This is a genomic window from Roseobacter sp. HKCCD7870 (assembly GCF_037830315.1).
Classification (GTDB): domain Bacteria; phylum Pseudomonadota; class Alphaproteobacteria; order Rhodobacterales; family Rhodobacteraceae; genus M30B80.
The window spans coordinates 1,495,319-1,512,075 of sequence record NZ_JBBLYO010000001.1 but is presented as its reverse complement, the minus strand read 5'-3'; the positions used below and the strand labels follow the sequence as shown (position 1 = coordinate 1,512,075).

General features: G+C 56.5%; 17 protein-coding genes. 8 read left to right on the top strand and 9 right to left on the bottom strand.

Going from position 1 to position 16,757, the window contains the following annotated elements; genetic code table 11:
* Nucleotides 1-21: 21 nt before the first annotated feature.
* Nucleotides 22-744 (top strand): acetoacetyl-CoA reductase, encoded by a 723-nt coding sequence (gene phbB / locus AAC637_RS07610; RefSeq protein ID WP_317656849.1) that lies wholly within the window; start codon nucleotides 22-24, stop codon nucleotides 742-744.
* A 58-nt stretch (nucleotides 745-802) separates the two neighbouring features.
* Here the strand turns inward: phbB and AAC637_RS07605 are convergent, their stop codons facing one another.
* The 3 genes from AAC637_RS07605 to AAC637_RS07595 all read right to left on the bottom strand — a co-directional run bounded on the left by AAC637_RS07605 (nucleotide 803) and on the right by AAC637_RS07595 (nucleotide 2,063).
* On the bottom strand, nucleotides 803-967 hold the full coding sequence (locus tag AAC637_RS07605; protein WP_340244221.1) for a YdcH family protein: 165 nt from the start codon (nucleotides 965-967) through the stop codon (nucleotides 803-805).
* A gap of 116 nt (nucleotides 968-1,083) precedes the next feature.
* Complete coding sequence (locus AAC637_RS07600; protein ID WP_340302987.1) at nucleotides 1,084-1,851, bottom strand: tRNA1(Val) (adenine(37)-N6)-methyltransferase; 768 nt, start codon at nucleotides 1,849-1,851, stop codon at nucleotides 1,084-1,086.
* The gene (locus tag AAC637_RS07595) at nucleotides 1,848-2,063 is read right to left on the bottom strand and encodes a putative signal transducing protein (RefSeq protein ID WP_317656846.1); all 216 of its coding nucleotides are present in this window, start codon (nucleotides 2,061-2,063) and stop codon (nucleotides 1,848-1,850) included. Before AAC637_RS07595 ends, AAC637_RS07600 begins: the two co-directional genes overlap by 4 nt.
* A 68-nt stretch (nucleotides 2,064-2,131) precedes the next feature.
* Here AAC637_RS07595 and AAC637_RS07590 point away from each other — a divergent pair, with 68 nt between their 5' ends.
* Nucleotides 2,132-3,133: a polyprenyl synthetase family protein gene (locus AAC637_RS07590; RefSeq protein WP_340302986.1), complete on the top strand. Its 1,002-nt coding sequence runs from the start codon at nucleotides 2,132-2,134 to the stop codon at nucleotides 3,131-3,133.
* A gap of 3 nt (nucleotides 3,134-3,136) precedes the next feature.
* Here the strand turns inward: AAC637_RS07590 and AAC637_RS07585 are convergent, their stop codons facing one another.
* The 3 genes from AAC637_RS07585 to AAC637_RS07575 form a co-directional block, all read right to left on the bottom strand.
* Complete coding sequence (locus tag AAC637_RS07585; RefSeq protein WP_340302985.1) at nucleotides 3,137-3,961, bottom strand: 4-(cytidine 5'-diphospho)-2-C-methyl-D-erythritol kinase; 825 nt, start codon at nucleotides 3,959-3,961, stop codon at nucleotides 3,137-3,139.
* Entirely contained in the window at nucleotides 3,958-5,649 is a 1,692-nt protein-coding gene (locus tag AAC637_RS07580) for a tetratricopeptide repeat protein (RefSeq protein ID WP_340302984.1), read from the bottom strand. Before AAC637_RS07580 ends, AAC637_RS07585 begins: the two co-directional genes overlap by 4 nt.
* A gap of 110 nt (nucleotides 5,650-5,759) precedes the next feature.
* Nucleotides 5,760-7,412, bottom strand: a complete 1,653-nt coding sequence (locus AAC637_RS07575; RefSeq protein WP_340302983.1) for an electron transfer flavoprotein-ubiquinone oxidoreductase — start codon at nucleotides 7,410-7,412, stop codon at nucleotides 5,760-5,762.
* A 181-nt stretch (nucleotides 7,413-7,593) separates the two neighbouring features.
* Here AAC637_RS07575 and AAC637_RS07570 point away from each other — a divergent pair, with 181 nt between their 5' ends.
* A complete protein-coding gene (locus AAC637_RS07570) occupies nucleotides 7,594-7,911 on the top strand; it encodes a DUF2834 domain-containing protein (RefSeq protein WP_340253046.1) in 318 nt (105 codons plus the stop codon).
* 3 nt (nucleotides 7,912-7,914) lie between these two features.
* Here the strand turns inward: AAC637_RS07570 and AAC637_RS07565 are convergent, their stop codons facing one another.
* A complete protein-coding gene (locus tag AAC637_RS07565) occupies nucleotides 7,915-8,901 on the bottom strand; it encodes a quinone oxidoreductase family protein (protein ID WP_340302982.1) in 987 nt (328 codons plus the stop codon).
* Nucleotides 8,902-9,038: 137 nt separating this feature from the next.
* Between AAC637_RS07565 and lysA the strand changes: the two genes are divergently transcribed.
* Together lysA and AAC637_RS07555 are read left to right on the top strand one after the other, a co-directional pair.
* Nucleotides 9,039-10,304, top strand: coding sequence for a diaminopimelate decarboxylase (gene lysA, locus AAC637_RS07560; RefSeq protein ID WP_340302981.1), 1,266 nt, complete (start codon nucleotides 9,039-9,041; stop codon nucleotides 10,302-10,304).
* A gap of 39 nt (nucleotides 10,305-10,343) precedes the next feature.
* Complete coding sequence (locus tag AAC637_RS07555) at nucleotides 10,344-12,788, top strand: DUF4175 domain-containing protein (RefSeq protein WP_340302980.1); 2,445 nt, start codon at nucleotides 10,344-10,346, stop codon at nucleotides 12,786-12,788.
* On the opposite strand, the gene AAC637_RS07550 is transcribed toward AAC637_RS07555, so the two are convergent.
* On the bottom strand, nucleotides 12,782-13,507 hold the full coding sequence (locus AAC637_RS07550; RefSeq protein ID WP_340302979.1) for a zinc-ribbon domain-containing protein: 726 nt from the start codon (nucleotides 13,505-13,507) through the stop codon (nucleotides 12,782-12,784). The genes AAC637_RS07555 and AAC637_RS07550 overlap by 7 nt on opposite strands.
* Before the next feature lie 199 nt (nucleotides 13,508-13,706).
* Here AAC637_RS07550 and AAC637_RS07545 point away from each other — a divergent pair, with 199 nt between their 5' ends.
* From AAC637_RS07545 to AAC637_RS07535, 3 genes are read left to right on the top strand one after another with little or no spacing between them, the layout of a single operon-like run.
* Nucleotides 13,707-14,387: a cell division ATP-binding protein FtsE gene (locus AAC637_RS07545; RefSeq protein WP_340302978.1), complete on the top strand. Its 681-nt coding sequence runs from the start codon at nucleotides 13,707-13,709 to the stop codon at nucleotides 14,385-14,387.
* Between the two features lie 14 nt (nucleotides 14,388-14,401).
* Nucleotides 14,402-15,001: a cell division protein FtsX gene (locus AAC637_RS07540; protein WP_340302977.1), complete on the top strand. Its 600-nt coding sequence runs from the start codon at nucleotides 14,402-14,404 to the stop codon at nucleotides 14,999-15,001.
* Nucleotides 14,998-15,711: a lysophospholipid acyltransferase family protein gene (locus tag AAC637_RS07535; protein WP_340302976.1), complete on the top strand. Its 714-nt coding sequence runs from the start codon at nucleotides 14,998-15,000 to the stop codon at nucleotides 15,709-15,711. The genes AAC637_RS07540 and AAC637_RS07535 overlap by 4 nt, the downstream gene beginning before the upstream one ends.
* On the opposite strand, the gene AAC637_RS07530 is transcribed toward AAC637_RS07535, so the two are convergent.
* Entirely contained in the window at nucleotides 15,708-16,667 is a 960-nt protein-coding gene (locus tag AAC637_RS07530; RefSeq protein ID WP_340302975.1) for an acetyl-CoA carboxylase carboxyltransferase subunit alpha, read from the bottom strand. The two genes, AAC637_RS07535 and AAC637_RS07530, sit on opposite strands and share 4 nt — an antisense overlap.
* Nucleotides 16,668-16,757 lie beyond the last annotated feature (90 nt).

Sequence of the window (16,757 nt, the reverse complement as noted above, 5' to 3'; positions counted from 1 at the left end):
TAGGCCTGATCGGAGGAAGATATGGCAAGAGTAGCATTAGTAACAGGTGGCAGCCGCGGCATTGGGGAGGCAATTTCCAAGCGTTTAAAGGCCGAAGGCTATGAGGTTGCTGCAACCTATGCGGGCAATGATGAGAAAGCTGCGGAATTCACCAAGGCCACAGGCATCAAAACCTATAAATGGAATGTTGGCTCTTACGAAGATTCCGCTGCGGGTATCGCCAAGGTTGAGGCTGATCTTGGCCCAATTGATGTTGTTGTCGCCAATGCGGGTATCACCCGCGATGCGCCTTTCCACAAAATGACGCCCGAACAATGGCATGAGGTGATCGACACCAACCTGACGGGTGTGTTCAACACGGTTCATCCGATTTGGCCTGGAATGCGCGAGCGCAAATTTGGCCGTGTCATTGTGATCTCTTCGATCAATGGCCAAAAGGGCCAGTTCGGCCAAGTGAATTACGCCGCGACCAAGGCGGGAGATTTGGGGATTGTGAAATCTCTGGCCCAAGAAGGCGCGCGCGCAGGCATTACGGCCAACGCGATTTGCCCCGGCTATATTGCAACCGAAATGGTTATGGCGATCCCTGAAGAGGTGCGCGCGAAAATCGTTGCAGGCATCCCAGCGGGTCGCTTGGGTGAACCTGACGAAATCGCCCGCTGCGTGGCCTTCCTTGCATCCGATGATGCTGGGTTCATCAATGGATCTACCATCTCCGCCAATGGGGCGCAGTTCTTCGTGTAATCACGAAGCTGATGAAAAAACCGCCCCTCACTCTGGTGGGGGGCGGTTTTCTTTTGGCTCAGCCGTTTAGGCGGGCAATTTCTTCTTTGATTTTCAGCTTTTGCTTTTTCAGCTCGCGGATTTCTGATCCATCCATGCTTGGACTTCGTTGCGCTTCTTCCACGCGTTTTGAGAGGGTTTCGTGCTTCTTCTTGAGTTGCTGCAAATGTCCGTTCAGTGACATGGTCAAATCTCCTCTCGTTAATGTTTGGCAAAATCAGTGCATCACGGATTTTGAGTCGTGTCACGCATTCCCTTCATAAAACTGTCATGATGCGCGGCAGTTTGCCGATGCTGGTCTTATGGCCAGTTGATCGCCGCACCTTGGCGCAGAACGGCGCGGGCGGCATCCGAATAGTCATCGCCATCCTTTTCATGGGCCGCGCCCGCATGAATGATGAAGGGCGGGCAGAGGGTGGCAGGTGTTTTCGCCAATTTGCGCGCGCGGATCACCACGCGCTTTGCGGTTTGCCCTGCGCGGGATTGCAGGGGCAAAATGGAAATCCCGCCAAATTTCTCGGCCTGAAGGGCCGCCAATATTTCTGGCAGACGTTCAGCGATGTGGATGAGGGTCAGCCATCCTTTTGGCTTTAGGCGCTTTTGTGCGCAGCTGATCCAGTCGTTTAACCCTGTCTCCTCGCGCCGTGCTGCTTCACGCCCTGCATCCTTGGCCCCTGTTCCATCCCCTGTTGCGAAAAAAGGCGGGTTGGCCATGACATGATCAAAAGTTTCAGTGAGATGCCGTGACAGAGTGGTTAGATCCGCAACCACGACCTCTAAGGGAAGGGCGGCATTGTCGGCATTGCGCCGTGCAAGCTGCGCATAGTTTTCCTGCCGCTCAACCCCGACCATGCGTAAGTCAGCAATACGCTTTCCCAAAGCTAGGCTGGCTGTGCCAACCCCGCAGCCTAATTCCAACACCGATTGACCCGCGCGCGCCGGACAGGCTGCCGCCAAAAAGATCGGGTCTGTGGCGGCGCGATAGCCTGTGCTTGGCTGGTAGATCTGAAGCGCGCCATCCAAAAAACCATCGCAGGTCAGATCATCGTCCGAGAAAGGCACGCTCATGGGCTGACCTCTAAACCATTATCGCGCAATGCGATGCGCGCCATGTGCAAATCCTGCCGCCGCACCATCAATCGGCGCGGCAATATGCCAATGGAGCCTTCAAGCAGGCTCATATTTACGTCAAACTCGAACACCTCTATACCCTCGCCAGATAAGATGACGGAGGCAAAGGCGATGACCGTTGGATCGTTGCTGCGCAGAACTTCATGCATCAGGTTGATTTAGGCCCCCCGATCGCGTCTGTCGAGAGAGGCTGCGGGTCACGGGAGAAAGAGAATTCATGTCGCTAGACCATGCCAGTGCAAAACCGCATGAGCTTTTGGCCGCCCATCTTGAGGCGGAAATGGGCGCTGTGGATCAGTTGATCCGTGAACGCATGGCTTCGCGGCACGCGCCACGCATTCCCGAGGTGGCGGCACATTTGATTGATGCAGGCGGAAAGCGTATTCGCCCGATGCTGACTTTGGCGGCGGCCAATCTGTGCGGATACGAAGGCGAGGGCCATATTAAATTGGCCGCGACCGTAGAGTTTATCCACACGGCCACGCTCTTGCATGATGATGTGGTCGATGAAAGCAACCAGCGCCGTGGTCGTCCGACTGCGAATTTGCTTTGGGACAATAAATCCTCGGTCTTGGTCGGCGATTATCTATTTGCGCGCGCGTTTCAGTTGATGGTCGAGCCGCAAAATTTGGATGTTTTGGAAATTCTCTCCAATGCGGCGGCAACGATTGCAGAGGGCGAGATTCTGCAGATGACCGCCGCGATGGATATCACCACCAGTGAGGACACCTATATGCAGGTGATCCGCGGCAAGACTGCCGCCCTGTTTCAGGCGGCCACCGAGTCGGGCGCCGTTCTGGCGGGGCGCGGTGATGCAGATCGTGAGGCCCTTGCCCAATATGGCGATGCGTTGGGCGTTTCCTTCCAGATCGTTGATGATCTTTTGGATTGGGGCGGTGCTTCGGGGGCCATGGGCAAGAATACGGGCGATGATTTCCGTGAGCGGAAAATGACCCTGCCCGTCATTCGTGCGATTGCTAAGGCCGATGCAACCGAGCGTGAATTCTGGGCGCGCACGATTGGCCGCGGGGATCAGGGCGAAGGGGATTTGGAACAGGCCTTTGCCATTTTGACCCGCCATGGTGCGCTTGAAGAAACCCGCGTTGAGGCCTTGCGGTTTGCGGATCACGCAAAGACATCTTTGGCCGGCCTTCCTGATCATCCCTTGCGCGATATGATGCGCGACTTAGCGGATTATGTGGTTGCGCGGATCGCGTAATCCTTAACGAAGAACTGCACCCGTTTTGACCCACCAGTGCGGCTTGTTGGCCGCGAGGTCTGCGGCGGCCTTTTCAGCGGTAACGGCGCTGTCATAAAGGGCAAAGCAGGTGCTGCCTGATCCGCTCATACGGGCCAGACGCATATCTTTGGTGCGGCGTAGTTCTGCCAAAACACTGCCAATCTCTGGGCAAAGGGCGATGGCGGGGTCTTGTAGATCATTGCGTTGCGCGGCGATCCAAGTCCAAAAATCATCATGCCATGCCGACAGTGCGGGATTAGTCTTGGTGGTCAGCGCGGCAAATACAGATGGTGTGGCCAGTGGCAGATTGGGATTGACCAAAACCGCCCAAAGCGGCGGCAGCGTGGGCGCGGCGGTGATTTCATCTCCAATGCCGCGCATATAAACGGGCGCAGTTTCGAGGCACACTGGCACATCTGCGCCCAAAGATAGGATCGCATCGCGCGGGGGCAGATCGCATCCCCATAGGTCTGCAAGCCCCTGCAAAGTGGCTGCCGCATCGGCCGACCCGCCGCCAATACCTGCGCCATGGGGCAGGTTTTTGACCAGATGGATTGCAGCACCTTGGCCCTTTATGCGCGGGAAAAGACCCGCCGCTTTCAGCACCAAATTACGCTGATCGGTGGGCACACCCTCGGCAAAAGGACCTGAAACTGTGAGGGTAAGCTCCTCTGCTAGGCTGATTTCAAGGTAATCTGCCACCTCAACAAAGCACACAAGCGAGTCGAGTAAGTGATACCCATCCGCCCTTTGGCCCACCACATGCAAAGCCAGATTGAGCTTGGCGCGTGCGGGCCGCAGGGTCATTTCCCTTCGACCTCGCGTTGCTGAACCGCATCCAGACCGAGCTCAAGTTTCAGTCTGATCCGCTCAGCATCTTCTTCGGTCGGTTCAAAGGACAGCGCGCGTTCCCATTGGAACCGCGCTTCGCGTTGACGGCCAACCTTCCAATAGACATCGCCCAGATGATCATTGACGATCGGGTCAGTGGGCAGCAATTCGACCGCGCGTTCCATTGGCGCGACTGCCTCCTGATAGCGACCAAGACGGAAATAGACCCAAGCAAGGCTGTCTACGATATAGCCAGACTCGGGTTCTAGCGCGACCGCTCGTCCGATCATCGTCAACGCCTCGTCTAGATTGCGGCGTTGTTCCACCAAAGAATAGCCCAAGTAATTCAACACGGAGGCTTGGTCAGGGCTTAGGCGCAGCGCCTTACGGAAATCTGCTTCGGCTGCATCCCATTCATCGGTTTGTTCATAGCAAATCCCGCGCGCATAAAACAGGAACCAGAACCTTGGATCTTCTTGATCAATCAGCTCTACCGCTTGGCTATAGGCCGCTGCGGCCTCGGTGAACCGCTCGTCACGGCGCAGCAAATCGCCAAGCTGTGCATGAACGGCAAAGGGCTGTGGCTCTGCGGCAATCAGGTCTTGCAGGGCTGTGATCGCTTCATCACTGCGGCCTGTGCGGGCAAAGGCATCAGAACGGCCAATCGTTGCCTCAAGGGCTAAGGGGTGATCTGCAGGCACGGCACCATAGATCTCAACCGCCAGCTCGAACTGGCCCGTTTCCACCAACAGATCTCCGCTTAAAAGCGCAGCCTCCGGATGATTGGGGTCGATGTGATAGGCCGCTCGTGCGTAAATCAGCGGCAGGGTCGGCCCGCTCTCGCGCCCTAAGGCCTCGGCCAATGTGAAGAAAACCTCCGCCAAACCTTGCTGCGGGGTGACCACAAAATCATAGCTGCGGGTTGGATTGGTCGCGATGTCATCCCGCAGGGCCGCAAGGCTGAGATCACGATTTTGGGACAAGACGCCGTCCAACATCGCCACAGCGTCATCCGCGCGGTCAAGTTGCACCAAGGTTTGCGCATAGGCCCGCAGGATGCGTGATCCTGCTGCGCCCAGATTGAATTCCACGCCCTCATAAATCTGTGCGGCACCCTCGAAATCGCCGACCGCACCACGGGCGAGGGCCAAGTGGTAATAGGCGAGATCGGCAAGGCCCTGATCCCCCGCAAGCCCATTAAAACTGTCGCTTGCGAGATCCATTTGGCCCTGTGCAAGGTAAAGCCAGCCCGCAATCAGATCATCCACCAATAGACCCGCGCCCCGCTCAGCGCGGATGCGGGTGAATGCGGCCTCAACATCGCCTCTCTGCAAAAGGTCGACCAAGATCGCCAAATCTGCCAATTCACGGCTTGGATTGTCGTCTTTGATGGTGGTTGAAATCTCGGCGGCTCGTGACCAATCCCCCAAGGCCGCATAGGAAAGGATCGCATTGATGGCCAAATCCCCGTTCGTGCGATCTAAGGCCAGCAATTGATCCAGATAATTCGCTGCAACCCGATAGTTGCTTTCGTTCAGCGCATGCCGCGCAGCGAGATAGGCCCCCGCGCTTGTGTCACGGTTCACAATCTGCGCCTCGGCCTTGTGTATTTGCCCGCCGAAAGACAGGGCAAGGATCAAGGCTGAGGCTGTCAGGTGACGCATAGGGTGGCTCCCGTTTATATGTGACTGAGATTAGGGGCTTGATCGGATGAAAACAATGGCGCGACACCCGATAAAGATGCCGCGCCCTGCTGAATTAATCCGATTTTCAATCACATATTCGGGTAATTTGGCCCATCCCCACCTTGCGGTGTGACCCAAGTGATATTTTGCGAGGGGTCTTTGATGTCGCATGTTTTGCAATGCACGCAGTTTTGGAAATTGATCACAAAGCGCGCGTCTTTACCCGCTTCCTCCACAACTTCGTAAACCCCTGCGGGGCAGTAGCGTTGTGCAGGTTCGGCATATTCGGGCAGATTAATTGAAATCGGCACCGAGGCATCAGCAAGACGCAGATGCGCGGGTTGGCTTTCTTCGTGATTGGTCATTGAGAAACTGACATTGGTCAGGCGGTCAAAGGACAAAACCCCATCTGGTTTTGGATAATCGATTGGCGCGAAATCCTTGGCTTTGCCCGTTGCGGCGGCATCGGTTTTGCCGTGACGCATTGTGCCAAAAAGATTGAACCCCGTCAGGTTCGCAATCCACATGTCCAAACCACCAAAGCTCAGGCCGCCCAAAAGGCCAAATTTTGACCAGAGCGGTTTGACGTTGCGCACGCGCTTTAGGTCTTTGCCAATCGGGCCATCGGTGAGTGCTGTGGCGTAATCGTCCAGCCTGTCACTTGAGCGGCCCGCCTTGATCGCGCTATGCGCCGCTTCGGCGGCCGCAATACCCGAGAGCATCGCGTTATGGTTGCCCTTGATACGCGGCACGTTCACAAGGCCCACGCCACAGCCCAAAATCGCAACACCTGGCGCGACAGGGTTTGGCATAGATTGATAGCCGCCTTCGGAAATCGCGCGCGCGCCATAGGCAACACGTTTTCCACCCTTCAACAACGCAGCAATCATCGGATGATGTTTGAAGCGTTGGAATTCCATGTAGGGGTAGAGATGCGGGTTCTCATAGTTCAAATGCACCACGAAACCCACATAAACTTGATTGTTATCAAGATGATATACAAAGCTGCCGCCGCCTGCATTATTCCCAAGCGGCCAACCCATCGTATGGGTCACAGTCCCCTCGCGGTGCTTAGCGGGGTCAATTTCCCAAATCTCTTTCATCCCAAGGCCGAATTTCTGCGGTTCTTTGCCCTCGGAAAGGGCGAATTTTGAAATGACCTCTTTGGTCAGCGAGCCGCGCACGCCTTCGCCCAAGAAGACATATTTGCCGTGCAGTTCCATACCCGGTTCAAAGCCGTCTGAAGGGGTGCCATCCGCATTCAGACCAAACACGCCCGCAACGACCCCTTTAACAGACCCGTCATCCGCATAAACCAATTCAGAACAGGCCATGCCCGGGAAAATCTCAACGCCCAAGCCTTCGGCCTGCTCGGCCAACCAACGGCAGACATTGCCCATCGAAACGATGTAATTGCCGTGATTGTTCATCAAGGGTGGCATCAGCATATTGGGCAGACGAATGCCGCCCGCTTCGCCGAGCATGTAGAAATTATCTTCGCGCACAGGCACGGTAACAGGCGCACCTTTGGCTTTCCAATCAGGGATCAGCGCGTCAAGCCCTGCGGGGTCAAGCACCGCACCTGACAGAATATGCGCCCCAACCTCTGACCCTTTTTCAAGCACGACCACACTGAGATCGGGGTCAAGTTGCTTGAGACGGATCGCGGCAGATAGGCCTGATGGGCCTGCGCCAACGATGACGACATCATATTCTACGGATTCGCGTTCTATATCCGCCATGGGTCTCGTTCCTTCCGACAGTCGGGTGGTCTGGGCGTAAATTGTCAGGAACAGGTAGCGCGATCTGGGTCAGGGGGTCAATTGATACGCGACAATATATTGTCGCGTTACGACTGAATAATTTGCAAAACTTGCGCGCGTGCTATCTGCTGCGCAGAAGATGGGCAAAAGGGGAAGCCGAATGTCGAAACTGCGAATGATCTACCTAGGCTTTGCTATTTTGGGAACGATTTTGCCAATGCAATATTTCCTGCCTTGGTTGGCCGCGAATGACTGGTCGATTATGGCGATGGTGGATGCGTGGCACGCCAATGATGCTTCATCGGGTTTGGTCTGGGATTTGACCATTGCCGCTGTCACCCTGACCGTTTGGATATTGGTTGAGGGGATTGCGCGGCGCGATTGGGTGTCGCTTTTGGCAATCCCCGCTATTTACGGGATCGGGGTCAGCTGCGGCCTGCCGCTTTATTTGTTCTTGCGCTCCCGCCACGAAGTCTGAGGCTTAATCCAACGTCAGGATGGTTGATCCTGTGGTGGCCCGCGCTTCTAGCGCATCATGGGCTTTAGAAATCTCCTCAAGCGCAAATCGCTGATCAATGCGGATTGTCACGTCCCCTGCCGTGACTTTTTCGAACAACTCGCGCGCCATGGTTTGGCAGGTATCGTGATCCGCGATATGGGTGAACAATGTGGGGCGTGTGATCTTGAGCGATCCTTTGCCCGCCAATGTCGCCAGGGATACGGGCGGCACAGGGCCTGAGGCATTGCCGAAGGATATCATCATCCCCAAGGGTCGCAAGCAGTCAAGCGAGCCTTCAAATGTGGCGGTGCCTATGGAATCCATCACAACATCAACGCCTGTCCCACCAGTGATCTCGCGGGTGCGCGCGGTGAAGTCCTCGGTGCTGTAGTTGATGCAATGGGTCGCGCCATGTGCAAGCGCCAGCGCACATTTTGCGTCAGACCCTGCAGTTCCGATCAATTCGATCCCTTCGGAACGCGCCCATTGGCAGGCAATCAAACCAACACCGCCTGCCGCCGCGTGGAACAACACCCGATCCCCGCGCTTGATCTCGGTGGTGCGGCGAAACAGGTAATGTGCGGTCAGACCTTTCAGCATCATTGCCGCGCCCTCCTCGAAGGAAATCGCATCTGGCAGAAGGCAGACTTGCGCGGCAGGCATGACGCGGGCCTCGGTATAGGCCCCGGGCGGTTGCGCCGCATAGGCCACGCGGTCGCCTTCTTTGAGATGGGTTACACCTGCGCCAACCGCCTCGACAATCCCTGCGGCTTCCATACCCAAAGCACGGGGCAGCGCCATTGGATACAGGCCAGAGCGTTGATAAACATCAATGAAATTCAGCCCAACGGCTTTGTGGCGGATTTTAACCTCGCCCGCCTGTGGGTCACCCACGGGCCGTTCAACCAATTTCAAGACCTCAGATCCACCATGTGCCTCGATGATGATGGTTTTTGCCTGATCGCTCATATGCGTTTCCCTTTGGAGAAATATCGTTGCACGGAACCTAGGGCGCAGACCCCTACCTGTCCAGAGAGGGTTTGAAACCGCGCGCAAGGGTGATAAGCGCGAGGCGCACCCAAAAGATGCCGTGCGGAGGTCGGGCAATGGATCATTTTCTTTATAAGAACGGCGAGCTTTATGCCGAGGATGTTGCCGTGCGCGAAATCGCCGCTCAGGTTGGCACGCCGTTCTACCTCTATTCTACCGCCACGCTGACCCGCCATTATAGTTTGTTCAAAGACGCGCTTGCAGGCTTGGACAATCTTGTTTGTTTCGCCGTGAAATCCAACTCAAACCAAGCGGTATTGCGCCATTTGGGCAATTTGGGCGCGGGTATGGATGTGGTGTCTGGCGGCGAATACGCCCGCGCACGTGCTGCAGGTGTTGATGGATCGAAAATCGTGTTTTCTGGCGTGGGTAAGACCCGCGCAGAGATGCGCACCGTTCTCGAAGGTGGCATTCGGCAATTCAACGTGGAATCGGAGCCTGAATTGGCGGTTTTGTCCGAGGTCGCACAAAGCCTTGGCGTGACGGCACCGATTACCATTCGTGTTAATCCCGATGTTGATGCGAAAACGCACGAAAAGATCGCCACAGGCAAATCTGAAAATAAGTTTGGTATCCCCATCGCCCGCGCCCATGAGGTCTACGCCTATGCGGCAAGCCTGCCTGCGATAGATGTGATCGGGGTTGATGTGCATATTGGCAGCCAGCTTACCGACCTTGCCCCGTTCGAGTTGGCCTATAACAAAGTGGCCGATTTAACGCGCGCTTTACGTGCAGACGGGCATAATATTCGCCGTCTAGATTTGGGGGGTGGGTTGGGTATCCCCTATGAGCGGTCAAATTCTGCGCCTCCTTTGCCCGTTGAATACGGGGATTTGATCAAGCGCTGTGTTGGGGATTTGGGTGTTGAGGTTGAAATCGAACCTGGCCGCTTGATTTCAGGAAATGCAGGGATTTTGGTGTCCGAGGTGATCTATTTGAAATCGGGCGAGGGGCGCGATATCTTGATCTTGGATGCGGCAATGAATGATCTGATCCGCCCTGCGATGTATGGCGCGTGGCATGATATCATCCCCGTGATTGAGGCAGACGCCGCCGCCGAGCAGCGCCCCTATGACGTGGTTGGCCCTGTCTGCGAGACAGGCGACACATTCGCCAAAGCCCGCAATCTGCCGAAACTTGCCGCGGGGGATCTTGTGGCCTTTCGGTCGGCAGGGGCCTATGGCGCGGTTATGTCGAGCGAGTATAACACGCGGCCTCTGATCCCAGAGGTTTTGGTGAAAGACGATCAATTCAGCGTCATCCGCAAACGTCCAGAGTTTGACGAAATCATCAACCGCGATATCGTTCCTGAATGGCTATAATGCCAGAACCCGCCTGATTGGGTTGGAATCAGGCCGCAGATGATGGGGCTGATGGACGAGATCGACAAAACCGCACAGGTGATACAGCAGATCCGCTGGCCTCTGCGCCTGACATGGGCCGCCATGATCTGGGAGCGCGGCTTGGGTGCCTTTTGGCCGTTTTTGTCCCTTGTTGCGCTGTGCTATGCGGTTTGGGTTTTCGCGGGGGCGGCTCTTTTGCACCCTGCGATTTGGATTGTTTTGGCGGGCTTACTTGTCACAACGCTGTGGCGCGGGGTTGCCGCATTTCAATGGCCCCGCCGTGATGCAGCCCTTGCATGGCTTGACCACAGCCACCCTCATCGCCCGATTAGCGCATATTTGGATGAGATATCGGTCGGCCGTGGTCAAATCCGCACTGCGGCCCTGTGGGAGGCGCATTTGGCGCGGATGCAGCGTGATCTTGCGGGGCTTGAGGCGATTAAACCCGATCCACACTTGGCCCGCCGTGATCCTTATGCGCTGCGCTTAATTGCGCTGACCGCTTTGGCGATGGCGCTGATTTTTGGCAACGCCGCGCGTGAGGTGCAACCGTCTCAAGGATCAGAGATTGCTGCAGGCCCCAGTTGGGAAGCATGGGTTGAGCCGCCGCGTTACACAGGGCTGCCCACGCTTTACCTGCAGGATTTACCACATGCGGATGCAAGCGCGATTGAAGTTGTCACGGGCACGCGTCTGATTTTGCGCATATATGACAGTGCAGATGCGATGGAGGTCACCCATAGCTTTGGCGATCAGGCAGGTGCTTTAGCCGATGATCTGATCATCTCGCAATCAGGGGATGTCGCGATTGGTGACGCAGCATGGCGTTTTATCGTGACCCCTGATGCGCCCCCAAGCGTCACGATATTAGGGGCGCCGCAGCTTGAGGCACCTGATCAAACGGCGATTGCCTATCGCGCGGAAGATGATTTTGCAATTTTAGGCGGGGCGGCCACCCTATCGCTTGATCTAGAGGCTGTGACGCGGCGCTATGGGTTGAGCGTTCCGCCTGAACCCCGCGATGATTTGGTTTTTGATTTGCCGATGCCGTTTTCGGGGGATCGGGCGGCTTTTTCGGAAACCTTGATCGAAGATCTCTCCAAATCCGTTTTGGCGAACTTACCCGTGACCCTCACTGTCACAGTTGAAGATGGTTTGGGCCAAACGGGTCGGGCGACCTTGCAGGTGGCACGTTTGCCATCCCGAAGGTTTTTTGACCCGCTCGCGGCGAGCCTCATTGAACAGCGCCGTGACCTTTTGTGGTCGGTTGAAAATGCGCCGCGCGTGGCGCAGGTTTTGCGCGCCATCACCTATGCACCGCAGACCTATTTAGAGGATGAGGCAACCTATTTGCCCCTGCGCAGTGTTATTCGCCGCATAGAGGCGGCCCCTGCGCCCCTGGCTCGTGAAACACGTAATGAATTGGCGGAAATCCTCTGGCAGGTGGCGGTAGATCTCGAGGAGATTGATTTAGATGATGCTTTGGCGGCCCTTCGCCAAGCGCAAGAACGCTTATCCGAGGCGATGCGGCGCGGGGCCAGTGACGAAGAGATCGCTCAGCTGATGGAAGATTTACAGCGTGCCATGGATGATTACATCCGTGAATTGGCGCAATCTGCCGAACCCAGTGACACCCCCACGGACAGCCCCGATCAAGGACAAGAGGGGATGGAGTTGTCGATGAATGATCTGTCCCAGATGATGGATCAAATTCAGGAGTTGATGGAGCAAGGGCGCATGGCCGAGGCGCAGGCGATGCTGGATGCCTTGTCACAAATGCTTGAAAATATGGAAGTGACCCAAGGGCAGGGGCAGGGTTCCGCGGGCGAACGCGCGATGGAAGATCTGCGCGACACGTTGCGTGAACAGCAGGGTTTGGCGGATGACAGTTTTCGGTCTTTCCAAGATAGTTTTGGTCAGGGCGAGCCTTCTGACCAAGATGGGGAACAATCCCTTGCCGATCGCCAAGAGGCATTGCGCGACAGCTTGCGCGAGCAGGCAGAAAACTTGCCGGGCCAAGGGCGTGAAGAAGGCCAAGCGGCGCGGGATCGCTTAGACGAGGCGGAACGCGCGATGCGTGATGCGGCGCGCGCTTTGGAAGAGGGCGATATGCCGGGTGCTTTAGATCGTCAGGCGGACGCTATGGATGCATTGCGCGAGGGTATGGATCAGTTGGGGCGCGCTTTTGCCGATGAGGGCGGCACCCCACGCGAGGATGATGCGCCGCAGATGGGTGAGGCGCAGCAAGGTGGGCAGCAGCAAGGATCTGCGCGCCCATTGACCGACCCGCTTGGGCGCGCCACGGGGGGCGAAGGGGCAGGTGTGGCAGGCGGGCCATTGTCCCGCCAAGAGGCCGCGCGGCGTGCAGAGGAATTGCTTGAGGAACTGCGCCGCCGCTCGGGTGAAACCACGCGCCCAGATCAAGAGCGTGATTATCTCAGACGTTTGATTGAGCCTTACTGAGTGAAAGAGGCGATCAAGGCTGTAATCTGTGCCTGAAGCGCAGGCAAAGTTTCGCGCAGCCAGTCTAGGATTTGGTCACGCAGTGCATCTACACCGTTGGCATATTGGGTTAGATAAGGCGCGGCGGTGGGCACAGCTTCGCCCAACTGGGCGGCATTGCTGTAAACCCCTATTGCAATCATGCCCAATCCCAAGCTCAGCAATAGACCTGCATTGCGACCCTTGCGGCGTGCTGCGTCAGGTGCCGTTGCTTGGCTTGCGCTTTGCTGTTTCGGCGCGGGGCGTGGCGCAGCCTTTTGCGGCTGAAGCGAGGCGTTGATTTCCTCAATATCTGGCAACAGCGTTGCGCGATCTTTGGTTTGCGGTTCTGGAGTTCGCGGCTCTGGCGCGGCTGTATTTGTCGGCGCAGGGTCATGCAGCGCCATTTCATCCTGCCGCTCCAAACCTTCGGCTTCTTCGCGGCGCAGGCGCTCTTCGCGCTCCGCCTCTTCGCGCAGGAGTGCCCGCAAGCTTGGGTCAAGCTCACGGCGTGGGGCCTCTGGCGCGGGGCTTGCAGGTTCAGGGCTTGCAGGTGCTGCGCTCAACGGGTCAACCGCAACCGCACCAGACTGGAACCAATTGGTCGAACAATTGGAACATTGCACATCCCGCCCTTCAGCAGGGATTAGCGCGTCATCAATCTCGTAACGCGCGCCGCAATTTGTACAAGTTAGGCGCATATGGGTGGTATAATCCCTTTGAGTTCAATCTTTGCACGGGGGCCGCGTAACGCCTCTATATGGCGGTATTCTTCCCCATTTAGCAATGCTGCATGGGCAATCCAAGGCAGTGATGCGCAAGTATTTGTTGCAGTGCGATTGCAACAGAACACAGCATCGGGCATCAAAGGAAGGTGCTAGCTGTGCTTTGGGGAAATTCGTGATCGAATTACAAGATGTGTCTTATGGCTATGGATCTGATATGGTTCTGTCGCAAATGTCTTTGCGGTTGGCCAAAGGCTCGTTCCATTTTCTGACGGGCCCCTCGGGGTCAGGCACGACCACCTTTCTCAAATTGTGTTATGGCGAATTACGCCCGCTTTCTGGGCAGGTTCGTTTGATGGGGCATGACAGTGCTACAATGGCCCGCGATGATCTGGCGCTTGCGCGTCAAAGGATCGGTGTTGTGCATCAAGATTGCCAGTTCTTGGATCATTTGGATGTCGTACAAAATATCGCGTTGCCGCTTTATGTGGCGGGGCGTGACATATCCGAGGCGGAGCGGCGCAATCTCACGCAATTGGTGAATTGGGTTGATCTGCGTCACCGCTCTGCCGCGTTGCCCCTCGAACTATCAGGCGGGGAACGGCAGCGCGCGGCATTGGCGCGGGCGATTATCATGGACTCTGATGTGATCTTGGCGGATGAGCCAGCGGGCAATGTCGATTGGGAAATGGCGATGCGGCAGTTGCGCTTTTTGGTGGAGTTGAACCGCCTCGGCAAAGCGGTTCTGGTGGCGACACATGATCTCGCCTTTATCCGCGCGGCAAAGAAGCATGTGGCGGCGCGGGTGTTGCGGATTGTGGGCGGTAAGCTGCAATGTGCGGGGGCAGATTTTTGAGCTTCCTCCTGAATATGCTGGCTGTTTTCTTCGGCGATGCAGCCTCGGATCGGGTGGTGCCCTCACAGGCACGGCGGCACGCTTTACAATTTTTGCATCTGCAGCGATGGCCTTTTTGGCCGTATTCGCTTTGGCCCTATCCTTGGCGTTTGGAAGCTGAGGCGCCTGATGCTGTTTTGGATAATCATGATACATGGCGCACGGCGTTGATCTCGGCGGCGGGGCGGTTGCGCATGATGGGGTATCTGGCGCTGGCTTTGATCTTTGCCGCAACGGTTGCAATGGTCAGTTTGGCGGCGCAAGCAGCGCTTGCGGCCAATGTGCAGGTGATCCGCGTCTTGCGATTGGTTGGTGCCCGTGATGCCTATATCGCGGGGGCCTTCGTGCGAAGATTTGCCTTGCGCAGTTTGATTGGGGGCGGGTGCGGCGCTGCGCTTGGGATAGGCGCGCTGTTGGTTTTTCCAAATCAAGCAAGCGCGCAAAGCTTTATGGTGGGTCTCAGCTTTTCGGGTCTTGAGTGGTTCTTGCCCTTGATTATTCCCGTGATGATCGCTTTTGTGTCTTTCCAAGCGACCAAGGCTGCGGCCTTCCGAACTTTGCGAGGCATGCCATGATCCAATGGGTAAGATCCCTGATCTTTGTTGGTCAGATGTATCTGATGATCCCGTTTGTCGCGCTGGCCTTCGCCCCATGGGCGATTGTCTCGCGCCAAGGCGCTGTGGCAGGCGTGCGGTTTTATGCGCGTTATGTGCGGTGGACGGCGGCGCTATTGGTTGGTCTGCGCTCAGAGGTGCGGGGGGATGTGCCTCAGGGTGAGGTGATTGTGGCCTCAAAGCATCAAAGCTTTTTTGATATTATCATCCTGACCTCGGTGCTTCCGCGCCCGCGATTCATCATGAAGAAATCCCTCAAAAACGCGCCTTTTTTGGGCTGGTATGCAGCGCGGCTTGGCTGTGTTGCGGTTGACCGCGGCAAGCGGGGGCAGGCCATTCAAGCTATGGTCGATGGCGTGTTGGCGGGCATGGGCGATGAGGGGCAGTTGATCATATTCCCGCAAGGCACCCGTGTGGCCCCGCGTGTCAGTAAGCCCTATAGGGTTGGGGTGGGCGTATTGGTCGAACGCACAAAAATGCCATGTGTGCCCGCGGCGACCAATGTCGGCCTGTTCTGGCCCCGCATCGGCATTGCGCGCAAATCTGGTCTCGCGGTGGTTAAGTTTTTGCCACCGATCCCCGCAGGGCAAGATGTGCAGCAGGTGATGGCGCATCTCGAACGCGAGATCGAGGCCGCCTCAGATGCACTGATGGACGAAACGGGGCTTTAGGCCGCCAAGCCCTTCGAGCCCAAATCAAGATATTTCTTGCGCCGTGCAGAAATCAGCTTTTTGCGATCCATGCCCTTTGTTGCGGCAAGCATCGCCTCGATGGCCTGACCAACTGCCGCGATGGTTGCCGCTTTGTCGCGCTGCGCGCCGCCCATTGGTTCGGGGATGATGCGGTCGCAGACGCCCAATTTTTGCAAATCCTGTGCAGTTAGGCGCAAGGCCTCTGCGGCTTCGCGCATCCGTTCGGCGTCTTTCCAGAGGATTGAGGCGCAGCCTTCGGGGCTGATGACCGAGTAAATCGAATGTTCCAACATGGCGAGGTGATCTGCGGTGGCAAAGGCCACGGCGCCGCCTGATCCGCCTTCGCCAATAATCACGCTGATCAAAGGCACACTAATTTCGAGGCATTTCTGCGTTGACCGCGCAATGGCCTCAGATTGGCCGCGTTCCTCAGCCCCTTTTCCAGGATAGGCGCCAGGGGTGTCGACCAAAGTGACAACAGGCAGGCCAAATCGATCAGCCATATCCATCAAACGCACGGCTTTGCGATAGCCTTCGGGCCGCGCCATGCCAAAGTTATGTTCAATGCGTGATTTGGTGTCATTGCCCTTTTCGTGACCAATCACCACAACGGGGCGATCATTGAATCGTGCAATCCCCCCCATCACGGCGTGGTCATCGGCAAAGTTCCGATCCCCAGCAAGCGGGGTATATTCGGTGAACAGCGCGTTGATGTAATCGCGGCAATGTGGCCTGTCGGGGTGACGCGCAACTTGGCATTTGCGCCAAGGGGTGAGGTTTTTATAGAGATCCTTCAGGATATCTTGCGCCTTTTTATCCAGCGCTTTTGCCTCTGCCTCGACATCCATTTCAGAATTGCCACGCGCCATTGCGCGCAACTCTTCTGCCTTGCCTTCAATCTCGGCCAAGGGTTTTTCGAAATCGAGATAGTTCATCACACCTCCGCAGGGCATGGCCGCGTATGCGGCATGGGTCGTTACTGGCTTATGCCTATATGGCTAAGCCTGACCAAAGATGCAACGAAC

What these genes read in the sequence shown, in the direction of transcription:
- AAC637_RS07585 (WP_340302985.1), bottom strand. Translation starts at nt 3,961, where the DNA reads ATGACCCTGCGGCCCGCACGCGCCAAGCTCAATCTGGCTTTGCATGTG.
- AAC637_RS07575 (WP_340302983.1), bottom strand. Translation starts at nt 7,412, where the DNA reads ATGGCGGATATAGAACGCGAATCCGTAGAATATGATGTCGTCATCGTT.
- AAC637_RS07550 (WP_340302979.1), bottom strand. Translation starts at nt 13,507, where the DNA reads ATGCGCCTAACTTGTACAAATTGCGGCGCGCGTTACGAGATTGATGAC.
- lysA (WP_340302981.1), top strand. Translation starts at nt 9,039, where the DNA reads ATGGATCATTTTCTTTATAAGAACGGCGAGCTTTATGCCGAGGATGTT.
- AAC637_RS07590 (WP_340302986.1), top strand. Translation starts at nt 2,132, where the DNA reads ATGTCGCTAGACCATGCCAGTGCAAAACCGCATGAGCTTTTGGCCGCC.
- AAC637_RS07565 (WP_340302982.1), bottom strand. Translation starts at nt 8,901, where the DNA reads ATGAGCGATCAGGCAAAAACCATCATCATCGAGGCACATGGTGGATCT.
- AAC637_RS07530 (WP_340302975.1), bottom strand. Translation starts at nt 16,667, where the DNA reads ATGAACTATCTCGATTTCGAAAAACCCTTGGCCGAGATTGAAGGCAAG.
- AAC637_RS07540 (WP_340302977.1), top strand. Translation starts at nt 14,402, where the DNA reads ATGCTGGCTGTTTTCTTCGGCGATGCAGCCTCGGATCGGGTGGTGCCC.
- AAC637_RS07605 (WP_340244221.1), bottom strand. Translation starts at nt 967, where the DNA reads ATGTCACTGAACGGACATTTGCAGCAACTCAAGAAGAAGCACGAAACC.
- AAC637_RS07595 (WP_317656846.1), bottom strand. Translation starts at nt 2,063, where the DNA reads ATGCATGAAGTTCTGCGCAGCAACGATCCAACGGTCATCGCCTTTGCC.
- AAC637_RS07580 (WP_340302984.1), bottom strand. Translation starts at nt 5,649, where the DNA reads ATGCGTCACCTGACAGCCTCAGCCTTGATCCTTGCCCTGTCTTTCGGC.
- AAC637_RS07570 (WP_340253046.1), top strand. Translation starts at nt 7,594, where the DNA reads ATGTCGAAACTGCGAATGATCTACCTAGGCTTTGCTATTTTGGGAACG.
- AAC637_RS07535 (WP_340302976.1), top strand. Translation starts at nt 14,998, where the DNA reads ATGATCCAATGGGTAAGATCCCTGATCTTTGTTGGTCAGATGTATCTG.
- phbB (WP_317656849.1), top strand. Translation starts at nt 22, where the DNA reads ATGGCAAGAGTAGCATTAGTAACAGGTGGCAGCCGCGGCATTGGGGAG.
- AAC637_RS07555 (WP_340302980.1), top strand. Translation starts at nt 10,344, where the DNA reads ATGATGGGGCTGATGGACGAGATCGACAAAACCGCACAGGTGATACAG.
- AAC637_RS07600 (WP_340302987.1), bottom strand. Translation starts at nt 1,851, where the DNA reads ATGAGCGTGCCTTTCTCGGACGATGATCTGACCTGCGATGGTTTTTTG.